The sequence below is a fragment of the Bacillus sp. N447-1 genome (genome assembly GCF_022701035.1).
Taxonomy (GTDB): domain Bacteria; phylum Bacillota; class Bacilli; order Bacillales; family Bacillaceae_G; genus Bacillus_A; species Bacillus_A cereus.
Genome location: NZ_CP065509.1, coordinates 3845646 through 3859473, shown reverse-complemented (window position 1 = coordinate 3859473; position 13828 = coordinate 3845646). Strand labels below are relative to the sequence as shown.

The following is a 13828-nucleotide window of genomic DNA, read 5'->3' as shown; positions in this document are numbered from 1 at the left end:
TGAAGTTATTCTTTCCCTTCACTTATCAGGATAAACTCGTACGTACTTCTTTATATGTCCATAATAAGTCCATTATAGCAAAAAAGAAGCCGCTATACTATGATAACAGAAAAACTGATAGGGTCAATCACCTATCAGTTTTTCTCTCTTTTACATCTCTTCTCTTTTTTCTAATTGAACACGCTCTAAACGTGGGTTTGGACGATATTTACGACCAGCTTTTGCTTCTGGTTTCCCATTTAGTTCTACATTATCACCAGTAAAGCCAATATTCATTTTTAATAAGCTACTTCCTACCCCGTATATGTCAACAGGTACGTTTTGAGCTTCAAATTCACGAATACGCTTCTCATCAAATCCACCAGTTACAACGATGTCTACATGCTGGAATCCTTCTTCATCAAGTGCTTTACGAAGTGCGAATACAAGCGATGGGTTTACACCACGTGGATCGAATGTTCCAAGTACTTCTGGGTGGCGAATAAAGTATTGATCAATCATCGTGCGGGACGTATCTACACGTACACCTTTTAATGTTGATCCAAATTCACGCGCTACGCGAAGTGCATCTGTAATGACATCATTGTTGTAATCAATTAATACAACTAATTCATCTTCTGGGAATTTCTTATGATATGCTTTTGCCGCTTCCACAACATCACCATTAAACATTTGAATTAATGCGTGAGGCATCGTCCCCATACCACTTTTGCCCCACCATTCATTCATCGCATGCGTCGCTTGTGCGCTCATACCTCCGATGTATGCTGCATAACCGTCACCAGCTTGTTGTGTATAATGATCATCACGGTCTCCCATGAAAATAACTGGTTTTTCTTTATCTACGCTACGCGCAGCTTGGACAACGTTATATACGTTTGTCGCAACCGATGTACGACGAGCTAAAATCCCATCAATGACACCTTCTAAAAATCCGAAATTTTCATAAGGACCATGAATTGTTAACACTGTTTCAAATGGACTAATTTTATCGCCATCTTTTAAAGAGTTAATTTCAAGTTCCTCAGGATTTTTAGCGAATGTTTGTAGCAATGCAATTACTTCATCCGTTCCGCAAAGAACTGCATTTTCCTTTTGGAAAAATTGCATCGTTACAACACTTTTCGGGCGAAATTCTTCGATGATTTCTCTAGTTTTTAAAAAGTAAACGGCAGAGAACCAACCTTCTCCAACACGTTCGTCAAATTTAAATGTTTTATTTGTTAGTCTATTTATTTCACCTTTTAATTTTAATTCAATTTCTTTCATGTCGCTTTACTCCCTACTTTACTATCCAACATTTTCTCTTAGTATACAGCAAAACCGTTTACTATACATTTGTTTCCTGCATAGCGGCAAATTCATCCTCAGAAATAAGGACATCTCTCGGTTTCGTTCCTCTACCTTCAGAAATAATTCCTTGCGATTCCATCTCTTCAATGAGACGTGCCGCGCGATTATAACCGATGCGGAATTTTCGCTGTACAGAAGATGTGGACGCTCCCCCTTGTTCTACAACAAATTGACATGCATCAAGGAACAATTCGTCTTCCGACTCAGCTTGTTCTGTTTTCGCTAATAAATCCTCTTGCTTAAATAAGTAATTCGGCTTCATTTGCTTTTTCACATGATCAACTGTTTTTTCAATCTCATCATCCGATACGTATACACCTTGTACACGAACTGGTTTAGATGTACCGTTCCCTAAGAATAACATATCACCACGGCCAAGTAATTTCTCCGCGCCCCCAATATCAATAATCGTACGCGAATCAACTTGAGATGATACAGTAAACGCAATACGCGTTGGAATGTTTGACTTAATTAAACCTGTAATAACATCTACAGATGGACGCTGCGTCGCTACTAATAAATGAATACCACAAGCACGTGCTTTTTGCGCAATACGACAAATCGCTTCCTCAACATCACCAGGTGCTACCATCATTAAATCGGCTAACTCGTCAATGACAATAACGATATAAGGTAATGTCTCTCCTGGAATTTCTCGCTCACTTACAATCGTATTGTAGCGAGTTAAATCACGAGCACCTGCGTGTGCAAACAATTCATAACGGCGTTCCATTTCCTCAACTGCCCATTTTAATGCAGCTGTCGCTGCTTTTACATCCGTAATAACAGGTGCTACAAGATGCGGAACAGAATTGTATGGTGCAAGCTCAACCATCTTCGGATCAATTAACATTAACTTCACTTCATGTGGTTTCGCTTTATATAAAATACTCGTTAAAATCGCGTTAATACACACACTTTTACCTGAACCCGTTGCACCCGCAATAAGTCCGTGCGGCATTTTTCGAATATCCGTTACAATTGGGTCCCCTGAAATATCAAGTCCAAGCGCAACAGTAAGCGGTGATTCACTCTTTGTGAATACAGGACTTCTTAAAATTTCGCGAAGAAATACTGGCTTGCTTTCTTTATTTGGAACTTCAATTCCAATTGCACTCTTCCCTGGAATCGGCGCTTCAATACGAATATCTTTCGCAGCTAAACTTAACTTAATATCATCACTTAAGTTTGTAATTTTATTTACTTTCACACCTGGGTCTGGCTGTACTTCAAAACGAGTTACCGCTGGCCCTTGCGATACATTAATAACATGTGCGCCAACGTGAAAATTATTAAACGTTGTATCTAATAATTCTTTCTGCTCCTCTAACCATTCTGTATTATCTAACGCTGATTGCTGTGGAATCGACAACAGCGCTAATGGTGGAACAGTATATGTCGGTGGTGTATGCAATACATTTCGCATATCGTTCTCTCTTTGATTTACAACATATGCTTTCTCTTGTACTTCCGTACTTGAAATTGGCTTTTGTACTTGCTCTACCACTACTTGCTGCATTGGTTGCTCTTCCACTTGTGGTTCTGCTACTTGCTGCACTGGGCGCTCTTCCACTTGTGGTTCTACTACCACCTGCTGCACTGGGCGCTCTTCCACTTGTGGTTCTACTACCACCTGCTGCACTGGACGTTCTTCCACTTGTGGTTCTACTACCACCTGCTGCATTGGGTTTTCTTCCACTTGTGGTTCTGCTACTACTTGCTGCACTGGGCGTTCTTCCACTTGTGGTTCTGCTACTACTTGCTGCACTGGGCGTTCTTCCACTTGTGGTTCTGCTACCTCTTGTTGTACTGGCTTATTCTCTACTCGTACATTAGCAGAAGGCTGCATTGCATTTGCTCTAGCTGCATGTCTTTCCATTAATCGTGTTCTATCTTGTTTCAACATAACAACATTAAATGGTACATGGCGTTTTTTCTCACGTTTTGGTTCTTCTTTTTGTACAACTGGTTGCTCTTCTGCGATTGGTGTTTCTTCTACAACTCGTTGCTCTTCTACGACTGGCGCTTCTTCTACAACTCGTTGCTCTTCTGCGACCTGCGCTTCTTCTACAATTCGTCTATTTTCCTCTGTTTCTGCAATTAAAACATTCGCAAAGCTTTGAACATCTTTCTTCGTTTGTTCATCAGCCTCAGCAACATGTATGAATTCACTCTTTTGTTCAATTGCTTCATCTTCTTGCTGAATTTCCTCAAGTGCTACAAATGTCTCTACTACAGGCGCTTTTGTTTCTGCAATCACTTCTGTTTCTTCTGCTTCCGCAATTACTTCCACTTCTTCTGACTCTTCTGTTTCTGCAATTACTTCCACTTCTTCTGACTCTTCTGTTTCTGCAATTACTTCCACTTCTTCTGACTCTTTCGCTTCCGCAATTACTTCCACTTCTTCTGACTCTTTCGCTTCCGCAATTACTTCCACTTCTTCTGACTCTTTCGCTTCCGCAATTACTTCCACTTCTTCTGACTCTTCTGTTTCTGTAATTACTTCAGCTTCTTCTGACTCTTCTGCTTCCGCAATTACTTCCACTTCTTCTGACTCTTCCGTTTCTGCAATTACTTCCACTTCTTCTGACTCTTTCGCTTCCGCAATTACTTCCACTTCTTCTGACTCTTCTGTTTCTGTAATTACTTCAGCTTCTTCTGACTCTTCTGCTTCCGCAATTACTTCCACTTCTTCTGACTCTTCCGTTTCTGCAATTACTTCCACTTCTTCTGACTCTTCTGTTTCTGCAATTACTTCAGCTTCTTCTGACTCTTCTGCTTCCGCAATTACTTCCACTTCTTCTGACTCTTCCGTTTCTGCAATTACTTCCACTTCTTCTAGCTCTTTTGCTTCCGCAATTACTTCCACTTCTTCAGGTGCCTCTGTTTCCATAACTACTTCTTCAAGCTCTTCCGTTTCTGCAATTACTTCTACTTTTGACACTTCTTCTGGTATTTCCACAATGATTGTTTCTTCAAGTTTTTCTTCTGCTTTGACAATCACTGATTCTTCTGGAGCTTGCTTTTCTACTTCAATAGTAGGTTGTTTTATTTCTGTGTTACGTTTAATTTCTTCTGATAATATTGTATCCTCGTGCTCTACTTTAGAAGCTACTAATTCTTCTTGTAGATTGTTTTCGTTTAACACCACTACATCTTTTTCTAGCTTAGCACTTTCCATCTGCTCAGCTACTGTTTTATGAAGTAATTCATCCGCTGAAACTTCCTGCGGTGTACTCATTTCTTGAATCACTTCTTTTTCTTCTACTAAAGGCACTTGGCGTTCGATTTCATAACCGTTTTTCTCTAGCCATTGATCAACTACTGACTTTTCTTCCTTTTTATTCTCTTCATATTGTTGCTCTCCTTGCTGGTTAGCAGCTCTATGACTAGAAGAAGTTGGTGCTTGTCCTTCTGAGAAATCAGATAATTTATATCCTTTTTTCTCTAACCATGCATCAACGACTGATTTACCCTCTACAGATATTTCAAGGTCTTCTCTTTCCTTTACTTCCTCCTGCTTTTCTTCCTTTTTCTCTACTGAAGGACGATTATATCCATAAATTGGCGAAATCATTTCTGTTGGACGAAATGGTCTACGGTTACTCTCTTGCGAAGGTGCAGATGCCTTTTTAACGACAGACTCCCGCACCGGTTCATATTGCACTTCCGGTTCTTCATATGTAGAAACAACCTTTTCCACATACGGTCGTCTGCTTCTTTCCACCTTTATTCCTCTTTGGGCAGTCGGTTCTTCATATGCTACTCCTTGAACAGGTTGTTCTTCAAAGCGATTTACTTCGCTTTCATCCTCTTCATCGAACCCATTATCCGGTACTAAAGGAAAACGGCATTTACCTGCATTCCTACTTGCCATTTGTGCTTCTCTTGCTTCAGTGTAGTGGTTTACACGAGGAATTTTCGGCTGACTTTCAATTTGCTTTGGTACTTCTTTATTCATCGCTGTTTGTTCTTCCTCTTTGTTAAACAGCTTTTTCATCCAATCTAACATGCTTACCACTCTTTCTACTAAATAGTAACATCCTTTATTGTATCAGCATTCGGCAAAAAGTGCAGGTAAAATTAAGCATGTCATATTTATCCATAATATTCTAATTTACGAGTGTTTTCATATGGAAAAACGCAGTCTTACATGTAAGACTGCGTTTAAGCTTTACTCTTCCGATATTCATCTACACTATCCGTTACACTTTGCAATAAAGAATTTACATACTGCGGGTCAGATAATTTTTTATCTTCTTCATGGTTTGACATAAACCCAAGTTCTAATAGTACGCCAGGTACTTTGGACCAATTGAATCCCGAAAGGTCATCCCTGAATTTAATTCCATTTACTTTCACTTGCTGATTTTCTCTCATTTTTTTTACTATCGTTTGAGAGATTTGAAGACTTTCCGCATAAATCTCTTTCGTATACGGACTTCCTTCTGCCGGCGTCAATACAGCGAATCCACTTTGATTCGGATTTTCAGAACCATCTGCATGAAGACGTAAAAATAAATTCGCCTTATGATCATTCGCCAATGTCGCACGTTCTTTATTGCTTATATCAACATCTTGTGACGTTCTCGTCATCAATACTTGCATTCCCTTTGCTTCTAACTTTTCTTTTAATACGAAAGCCATTTCTAATACAAGAACAGCCTCTCTTTTTTTCGTCACAACACCAGTTGTACCATCTGTCACTTTATATTTTTGCGTCGTTGCTCCTGGCCCAATCGGCTCTAAATTTAAATTTGCTTTTTGTTGGTGTCCCGGATCAATAACAACGAGAAACTTTCCTTGTTTTTCATTACTCTCTACTTTTTGTTCATTATTTTGCACTGGTTGCTCTGCTGGCTGCGCTAGCGTAGATTCCTCTTTCTTTTCTTCGGCCGGCACTTCCTCCTGCTTTTGCTCCACTTGCTCATTTGTTTGAACTGCTTGCGGTTCTTCTTTCTTTTCTTGTTCTTCTTGCTGCTTTTCTACCGGTGCGTCTACCTTTTTATTTTCGCTTGTTTCTTTTATAGAAGATGTTGTCTCTTTTTTCGGTTGTTCTTGTGAACAACCTCCCATATATATGCCAATGAATGCAATCATGCTCATTATTTTTATATACTTCATGTTTTTCTCCCATCACTTTGCACCGGTCTCAAAGTTTTTTATAATTGTTTTATAATCTCATCCATATTTCCAATATGAACGGGTTGCCACGCTTCTGTACCACGCTCTGCAGTATAAACGAAATACGCATCATCAGACACATTTACGAAAACTGGGTCCCCCATATCTGTTTCATATCCGATAACAATCCATTCTTCTTTCCATTTTCCGTTTTCTTCACTTATTAATGAATTTTTATGTTTATCATATCGATAGCCGATTTGTCCTTTTTCTAATTCAATTTCACTAAACAAATAGATTTCATAAGAACCTAACTCGATATCTTGCTGTTTTGAAGTTTCAATTCGTTTCAGAAGTTCTGCGATTTTTGGTTGTTGTTTCATAAGTCTATCCCCTTCTATTTTTCTAAATTTTAACTAGATTGTTTATAAAATACAATATAGATTTTGTGAAAAAGGTGACATCCTTATAATATGAATGATTTTTTGAATATATCTGTCAAAACTCTCAATATATCAACAATTTTTCAAATATATCTATCGTAACTCTACATATATCAACGATTTTTCAAATATATCTATCGTAACTCTACATATATCAACGATTTTTCAAATATATCTATCACAACTCTCAATATATCAACGATTCAACACGAAATTTCGATTTACCGACAAAGAATGTAAAAAAAGAGAGGCTGCCCAAAAGGACAACCTCTCTTTTCTTATATCAATTAAAATTTAAACTCTTGTCCAACTTCAAAGCTATCTTCTAATACAAGAATACCTTTTTCTTGTGGAGCATCTGGAAGCTCTAATTCACGTGCAGAGCAGATCATTCCAGAAGAAGGAACACCGCGAAGTTCTGCTGGTTTAATTAACATACCACTTGGCATTACAGCACCAATTTTTGCAACGACAACTTTTTGTCCTGCATCAACGTTTGGTGCACCACATACGATTTGTAATGTTTCTGTACCGATTTCTACTTTACAGATGTTTAGCTTGTCAGCATTTGGATGCTTTTCTTTTTCAGCTACATAGCCTACAACAAATTTCGGAGAAAGATCTGCTTCTACTGTTTCTTCAAAGCCATTCTTCGCTAAAATTTCGTTGATTTTCTCTACAAGCTCTTTCGTTAATGTAAGGTTGCCTGTTTCTTTTACTTCTAAGTAAGAAGATGCATTAAAGATGTTGAATCCTGCTGTTACATTGCTTTCACGATCATATACGCGTGCAACATCTCCTTTGCGATCAAAAGTACGGTTCTCTAAAGTAATATCTTGTAAGGCAACAATTAAAGTGTCACCAATTCCTTCAAGGTTGTAAAAAACGTTCACTTCGTTCATCCTTTCTCTTTTCCATCTGTCTTCTTCCGATTTTTCGCTAAAATAAAGATTGGTTCAAATTCTCCATCTTCATATACGAATGAAAGTGATGTAATCGGAACATGCCCTTCGGCAAAAAATTTCATTGTCATTTGTGCAATAATATCATAACCGATTTCGTTGACGATATCAGCAATAATTAATACATCTTGGTGAGGAACAGCAACAACCATGTCACCAGAAATCTTTTCACGCATCGATTGTAGTAACGATTCGTTTAAAATACGAGTCGCGTCATACCCATCATTTGTGTTTAAAAAGTAGAATGTATTACCCGCTACTGTGTCTTGTTTAAATTCATAACCTAATGAGCGTGCGTTGAATAATGCCATTTCACGCACTTGCTGTTCTGTAAGTTCTAATTTTTGTAATAGACGCTCATCAATTAGTCGATACGTTTTATTCGAATCTAGCGCGTAGTAAATACGTGTTTCCGCCGTATGATCCGTCATAATAAACGGATTTCCTTCTTCTGCTTGTTTCGGGAAAGAAGTAGAGCGAATAACAGGTAAAATTTTCGCTTCGCTATTTTCTTCTTTATGCATCGCAATTAGCGCTTCTTGTACGTAATAAGCAACTTCTTCAATTGCCTTTTCCTTGTTCACTTCCCATTTTGCCACAACTCCTGGAAGCGATACGTTAATACCTTTTTTGGAGTCTTTTTGTTCAATACGTAAAACTTCTTTCTCACTATCATACTGAAAGTCCCATTCTGGGCGAGATAATTTCTTTATTAACTCATCTTTCATCTTTTTACTTGTCATCTTCATCTCTTTTTTCCTCCCTTCCAAAAAAATAACCTCCCCCGCGAAGGTAGAGGTTGTTTTACAATTCAATTGGCAAATTGCCTTATTTTAAACCTTCAATGAACTCTTCGATTTGTTCTTGTGTTTTACGATCTTTGTTTACATAGCGACCAGTTTCTTCACCTTTATTGTACGCTACAAAGCTCGGAATGCCAAATACGTCTAATTTTACACATAGATCAATAAACTCATCACGATCTACATAGTAAAATGAGAAATCACTATATTTCTCTTCTACTTCTGGCATAAATGGATCTACAAAGCGGCAGTCTGGGCACCATTCTGCTGAGAACATAAAGACTACATTCTCTTCATTTTTTAACTGTTGGAATTGCTCCATGCTTTCTAATGACTTCATCTATATTTCCTCCTCTAACGGGTGCATTTTTCATGTTATAATCTTTCTTTTATACTACCATACATCGCGCACGGTGCAAGGTTTATGCTTGCTTTTTGTCATACTTATATTGCCCAACTAACAACTTAACAACGTGTACAAATAATTCCGTGCGGTCGACATAATCATCTGTAAAAATACCGATAGCACCTTCGTGACTACGAATATCTTTTCGCTGCACAAACTCTTCCATCACTTCGCTTAATTCCTTACCATCTTCAAGAGGTGCTAAAAAATCGTCTGGTAACGTAATACGCGCTCCTCCGGCCACAAATACTTTCCCATCCATTGTTGCTAGCGCGCCCCAGTTACACATAAATAAACCGTGCTCCGTTTTCATTACGCCGCCTTCTAGCCCAATACCAATTGGAGCTTCTCCTTCCTCTAGCGCTCGCTTCGCTCTATTAATCGCTCCTTGCATCGTCTCTTCATCTGAGAAAGGCTGAGCTGATACTCCTGACGGAACAGAAAGAGATGTAATTTCAGCATCTTTCCAAACCTTCTCCACAGCGCCAACCTTCGTTTTATTCTTTGATCCTACTACTACTTTCATTTCGTTCACCTCTATAAAAATTCATCATTCTATTCTAATATCCCTATCAGATACGAATTAAGCATCAACCACTACCACATATCACCAAGTCATCTATTCAGCCTAAAAAAGAAGGTTTTTTCTAGCAACATTACCGTCTTCAAAAACAAAAACAGCCTTCCTCTCACTTCCTACTTGGGGTCTTCATACATCATTCGAACACCAATTAAGCACTGACCATTCCCACTCATGGATGGGTCATCTATTCAAGCTAAAAAAGAAGGGTTTTCTAACAATATTACCGTCTTCAAAAACAAAAACAGCCTTCCTCTCTTTTCCTATCCAGGGTCTTAATACACCATTCGAGCACCAATCAGGCACTGACCGCTCCCACTCATCGCTGGGTCATCTATTCAATCTAAAAAAAGAAAGGCTCTTCAGCCCTTCTTCCTCTCTACACGTTATTCTTAATTGTCTCTAACGTCGTTTTATCTGTTGTTCTTACAAGCTTCGTAATTAATTCTTTCGCCGCTGCATAATCATCAACATGTAAAATTGAAGCATGTGTATGAACGTAGCGCGCACAAACACCAATTACTGCTGATGGGATACCAGAGTTACTTGTATGTACACGGCCCGCATCTGTACCACCTTGTGAAATAAAGTATTGGTACGGAATGTTGTTTGTTTCTGCTGTATCTAAAATGAATTCGCGTATTCCTCTATGTGTTACCATCGTGCGATCGTAAATACGAAGAAGAGCACCTTTTCCTAATTGACCGAACTGTGTTTTGTCACCAGATGCATCGTTTGCTGGACTTGCATCAAGCGCATAGAAAATGTCTGGTTGAATCATATTTGCAGCGGTTTGCGCTCCGCGAAGACCTACTTCTTCTTGTACAGTAGCACCAGAATATAATGTATTTGGTAATGTTTCGTCTTTTAATTCTTTTAACAATTCGATTGCAAGACCACATCCGTAACGGTTGTCCCAAGCTTTCGCCATAATTTTCTTCTCATTTGCCATCGGTGTAAACGGGCAGATCGGCACGATTTGTTGTCCTGGTTTTACACCAATTTCAATCGCATCTTCATAACTATCTGCACCTATATCAATTAACATATTTTTTATATCCATCGGTTTTGCACGTTGCGCGTCACTTAATAAATGAGGAGGAATAGAACCAACAACCCCAATAACAGGACCATTCTTCGTCATAACTTGTACACGCTGAGCTAATAGTACTTGGCTCCACCAGCCGCCTAACGTTTGAAAACGAAGCATTCCGTTTTTCGTAATTTGCGTAACCATGAAACCTACTTCATCCATATGACCTGCTACAAGAACACGTGGGCCAGTTTCGTCCCCTTTTTTCAGACCAAATACGCTACCTAAACCGTCTTGTACAATTTCATCTGCATATTTGCTTAATTCTTGTTTCATAAAACGGCGTACATCATGTTCAAAACCTGATGCACCTTGTAATTCTGTTAACGTACGAAATAATTGTAATGTCTCTTTATTCACGAAGTCCCCTTCTTTCAAACCTTAGTAGAATACCTCTTTTATTGTAACGAAATTTTCGAAATGTTTCTAGTTTCTTCTTTTTTAGCTGTATTTGCTTTATAATTATTATCGGTACACTATTTTTATTTTATAGAATTGAGGTGAATATATGAGCTGGAAAGGTTTAGTAGCAGGTCTTGGCGTTGGGTTCGCAGCTGGTTATCTCGTTGCAAACAAAGTACAAGAACAATCCCATATTTCTTCAGAAAAAGCATTGAAAATGGTGAAACAAGCATTAAGTCATAAAGGTGAAATTACTGGCTCTTGGGTACATATGGTTCCAGAGACATTTGAAAAATATGATGTCGCATATGAAGTTTATCGCGGCGGTCTTACAACAATGTTAGATGATATACAAGAACGATTTGAATTTTTAGTTGATGCTAAAACAGGTACTGTTTTAGAGGTTATAGCAGCATAAAACGGAGGGTTCCCATTAGGTGAACCTCTTATTTTTTTGAAATTGCGGGTATTGATTAAAATTATATCAGCGATTTTTTAAATATATCGACTTACCGGCAAAATTCTATAATAAAAAAGAAGCTGCTCCAATAAATATGATGGAACAACCTCCTATTTTTATGCTTCTATACTCGTTTTCCGTTCTATTTTTTCTACGATACGACCTTCCTCATTCCACTTCACAGCGCGATAATATGCGTCATGGTAAAACGTAAACCATGCCTCTTTTTCAGCACCATACTTCATCCATTTTTGTTTATTTTCAATCGAGGTCATCGGATAATCATCGTATGCCATTACCCATAATACATTTTGATGCGCGTGCGTCGGCAAGAGATCTGCTAAATGTAGCATCGTTTCCCCTTGACTCTCCAAAATGATGACTGCATGTCCATCACTATGCCCACCCGTATGTGCCATCTTGATTTCATCTGTAATTTCTATTTCTTGCTGGAACGTAACAACTTGATCTACAATTGGCTCCCAATTTTCCTTCCAATATGTATTACGTGATCTAATATTTGGACTTCTCATTTCATTCCATTCTGTTTCACTTACGTAAACTTTCGCATGTGGAAATGCCGGTACAAGGTGATCATCTTCCCATTTTGTTAGACCAGATGCATGATCAAAATGAAGATGTGTCATCAAGACGTAGTCGATATCTTCAGGCTTTAATCCTAATTTTTCTAATGATTCATAAACCGATGATTCTTCTGTTACACCTTGATTGCGTTTCATCTTCTCATTCAACTTACCGTTTCCTATCCCGGAATCAATGAGCATATTTCCGTCTTTCGTTTGCAAAAGTAACGGATCTGTTCGTAAATAAATATGATTTGTGTCATTATGTTTATATTTACGTGACCAAAGTACTTTCGGCACGACTCCAAACATTGCTCCTCCATCTAAATGTGTATTCCCGCCTTTTAACCACGTTACTTTTATATCTCCAATTTGTAACTGTTCCATTACACATCCCCCTTTTTAATTAATCTTAACATAAAATTCTGATTATTTTAGGTGTAAAAAAACCTACGCATTACTGCATAGGCTCTGTACGATATTTTGCTTCAACTCGGTAAATACGATGACCTTTACTAGAGAATTTCTCTTCGTATTCAGTCATGATGTTACCTTCAAAGTCGCTGTTATGAAGATCTAAGCTTAAGTACGTTAGTAACATACCATACTCAGCCATACTCATAAGAGAATATTCAAATAAACCTTGGTTATCTGTTTTGAAATGAATTTCTCCGCCTTCTACTAACACTTCTTCGTAATTACGTAAAAATGTTTTATACGTTAAACGACGCTTCGTATGACGTTTCTTTGGCCATGGATCTGAGAAGTTTAAATAAACGCGATCAATTTCACCTTTCGCAAAGAAAACTGTTAAATCTTCAGCATCTTTATTAATTAACTTTAAGTTTGGTAATTCTTCTTCAATTAATTTATCAAGTGCATCTACAACAACACTTGTGAATTTTTCAATTCCAATATAATTAATATGTGGATTCGCTTTCGCCATATCATACATGAAGCGGCCACGACCTGTACCTACTTCAATGTGAATTGGTTGTTCGTTTCCAAATACTTCTTTCCAGCTACCAGCGCGCTCCTCTGGGTTTCCGATTACGATATGTGAATATTCATTAATTCGATCCATTGCATACGGTTTATGTCTTAAACGCATAGATGTTTCCCTCTCTTTACATAGCTATTTTAAAGGAATAATTCCTTCTTTCTTTTTTAATCAATCTACCAAACAAAAAACCAAGTACGTACGAGCACTCGGTCCGTTTCTTTCAAGTATAAGATGTACCATTTTGATAAAAACTACATACAGCATTAAACATTCCATGACGAAACAGCTTTTTCTCTTACATTTGAAGAGAAAAACAATCGAAAGGATGATCCGTTCATGCCAATTAATCAACAACATCAATTAGAAGTGCTGAAAGATATTTTAGTCAACCACCAAAGTGATTGCTGCGGGACAGTTTCAGAATGCGAGCAATTAGAGCGCCTCATTCAATCGTTACTCGCAAACGATAATATAAGTAGTGACGCTAAAACAATGCTAAACGATGTATATTCTTATAGTCAATCGGGTAAATCTTCCTCTAATTTGGACAACCATATTTCCAATAATCAAGAACAACTTACTCAGTGGATTGCTGGAATGGACAATTTTTCTTAA

General features: G+C 38.1%; 13 protein-coding genes. 2 read left to right on the top strand and 11 right to left on the bottom strand.

Going from position 1 to position 13828, the window contains the following annotated elements:
- Positions 1-150 precede the first annotated feature (150 nt).
- The 9 genes from IQ781_RS19550 to IQ781_RS19510 form a co-directional block, all read right to left on the bottom strand.
- A complete protein-coding gene (locus IQ781_RS19550; RefSeq protein WP_000658370.1) occupies positions 151-1269 on the bottom strand; it encodes a nicotinate phosphoribosyltransferase in 1119 nt (372 codons plus the stop codon).
- 61 nt (positions 1270-1330) lie between these two features.
- Positions 1331-5365, bottom strand: coding sequence for a DNA translocase FtsK (locus IQ781_RS19545; protein WP_242808152.1), 4035 nt, complete (start codon positions 5363-5365; stop codon positions 1331-1333).
- A gap of 155 nt (positions 5366-5520) precedes the next feature.
- Positions 5521-6477 carry an N-acetylmuramoyl-L-alanine amidase gene (locus tag IQ781_RS19540; protein WP_139846836.1) on the bottom strand — a complete coding sequence of 319 codons (957 nt, stop codon included), beginning with the start codon at positions 6475-6477 and terminating at the stop codon, positions 5521-5523.
- Between the two features lie 38 nt (positions 6478-6515).
- A complete protein-coding gene (locus tag IQ781_RS19535) occupies positions 6516-6860 on the bottom strand; it encodes a hypothetical protein (protein ID WP_000813326.1) in 345 nt (114 codons plus the stop codon).
- A 347-nt stretch (positions 6861-7207) separates the two neighbouring features.
- Positions 7208-7822: a YtpR family tRNA-binding protein gene (ytpR, locus tag IQ781_RS19530; RefSeq protein ID WP_001006770.1), complete on the bottom strand. Its 615-nt coding sequence runs from the start codon at positions 7820-7822 to the stop codon at positions 7208-7210.
- On the bottom strand, positions 7819-8631 hold the full coding sequence (locus IQ781_RS19525; protein WP_139846835.1) for a DUF1444 domain-containing protein: 813 nt from the start codon (positions 8629-8631) through the stop codon (positions 7819-7821). The genes ytpR and IQ781_RS19525 overlap by 4 nt, the downstream gene beginning before the upstream one ends.
- A 79-nt stretch (positions 8632-8710) precedes the next feature.
- Positions 8711-9025, bottom strand: coding sequence for a thioredoxin family protein (locus tag IQ781_RS19520; protein WP_000838193.1), 315 nt, complete (start codon positions 9023-9025; stop codon positions 8711-8713).
- 82 nt (positions 9026-9107) lie between these two features.
- Positions 9108-9617, bottom strand: a complete 510-nt coding sequence (locus IQ781_RS19515) for a DUF84 family protein (protein ID WP_000869940.1) — start codon at positions 9615-9617, stop codon at positions 9108-9110.
- Between the two features lie 433 nt (positions 9618-10050).
- The gene (locus IQ781_RS19510; protein ID WP_065212205.1) at positions 10051-11124 is read right to left on the bottom strand and encodes a M42 family metallopeptidase; all 1074 of its coding nucleotides are present in this window, start codon (positions 11122-11124) and stop codon (positions 10051-10053) included.
- A 148-nt stretch (positions 11125-11272) separates the two neighbouring features.
- Here IQ781_RS19510 and IQ781_RS19505 point away from each other — a divergent pair, with 148 nt between their 5' ends.
- Positions 11273-11584, top strand: coding sequence for a PepSY domain-containing protein (locus tag IQ781_RS19505; RefSeq protein ID WP_000118541.1), 312 nt, complete (start codon positions 11273-11275; stop codon positions 11582-11584).
- Between the two features lie 158 nt (positions 11585-11742).
- On the opposite strand, the gene IQ781_RS19500 is transcribed toward IQ781_RS19505, so the two are convergent.
- Together IQ781_RS19500 and trmB are read right to left on the bottom strand one after the other, a co-directional pair.
- Positions 11743-12597 carry a YtnP family quorum-quenching lactonase gene (locus tag IQ781_RS19500; protein WP_017674324.1) on the bottom strand — a complete coding sequence of 285 codons (855 nt, stop codon included), beginning with the start codon at positions 12595-12597 and terminating at the stop codon, positions 11743-11745.
- A 70-nt stretch (positions 12598-12667) separates the two neighbouring features.
- Positions 12668-13321, bottom strand: a complete 654-nt coding sequence (trmB, locus tag IQ781_RS19495; protein ID WP_001239385.1) for a tRNA (guanosine(46)-N7)-methyltransferase TrmB — start codon at positions 13319-13321, stop codon at positions 12668-12670.
- 228 nt (positions 13322-13549) lie between these two features.
- Between trmB and IQ781_RS19490 the strand changes: the two genes are divergently transcribed.
- Positions 13550-13828, top strand: coding sequence for a YtzH-like family protein (locus IQ781_RS19490; RefSeq protein WP_001122235.1), 279 nt, complete (start codon positions 13550-13552; stop codon positions 13826-13828).

Bases quoted from the DNA above. Each gene is read 5' to 3' on its own strand.
- IQ781_RS19540 (WP_139846836.1), bottom strand. From the start codon at position 6,477: ATGAAGTATATAAAAATAATGAGCATGATTGCATTCATTGGCATATAT.
- IQ781_RS19520 (WP_000838193.1), bottom strand. From the start codon at position 9,025: ATGAAGTCATTAGAAAGCATGGAGCAATTCCAACAGTTAAAAAATGAA.
- trmB (WP_001239385.1), bottom strand. From the start codon at position 13,321: ATGCGTTTAAGACATAAACCGTATGCAATGGATCGAATTAATGAATAT.
- IQ781_RS19515 (WP_000869940.1), bottom strand. From the start codon at position 9,617: ATGAAAGTAGTAGTAGGATCAAAGAATAAAACGAAGGTTGGCGCTGTG.
- IQ781_RS19500 (WP_017674324.1), bottom strand. From the start codon at position 12,597: ATGGAACAGTTACAAATTGGAGATATAAAAGTAACGTGGTTAAAAGGC.
- IQ781_RS19525 (WP_139846835.1), bottom strand. From the start codon at position 8,631: ATGAAGATGACAAGTAAAAAGATGAAAGATGAGTTAATAAAGAAATTA.
- IQ781_RS19535 (WP_000813326.1), bottom strand. From the start codon at position 6,860: ATGAAACAACAACCAAAAATCGCAGAACTTCTGAAACGAATTGAAACT.
- IQ781_RS19550 (WP_000658370.1), bottom strand. From the start codon at position 1,269: ATGAAAGAAATTGAATTAAAATTAAAAGGTGAAATAAATAGACTAACA.
- IQ781_RS19490 (WP_001122235.1), top strand. From the start codon at position 13,550: ATGCCAATTAATCAACAACATCAATTAGAAGTGCTGAAAGATATTTTA.
- ytpR (WP_001006770.1), bottom strand. From the start codon at position 7,822: ATGAACGAAGTGAACGTTTTTTACAACCTTGAAGGAATTGGTGACACT.
- IQ781_RS19545 (WP_242808152.1), bottom strand. From the start codon at position 5,365: ATGTTAGATTGGATGAAAAAGCTGTTTAACAAAGAGGAAGAACAAACA.
- IQ781_RS19505 (WP_000118541.1), top strand. From the start codon at position 11,273: ATGAGCTGGAAAGGTTTAGTAGCAGGTCTTGGCGTTGGGTTCGCAGCT.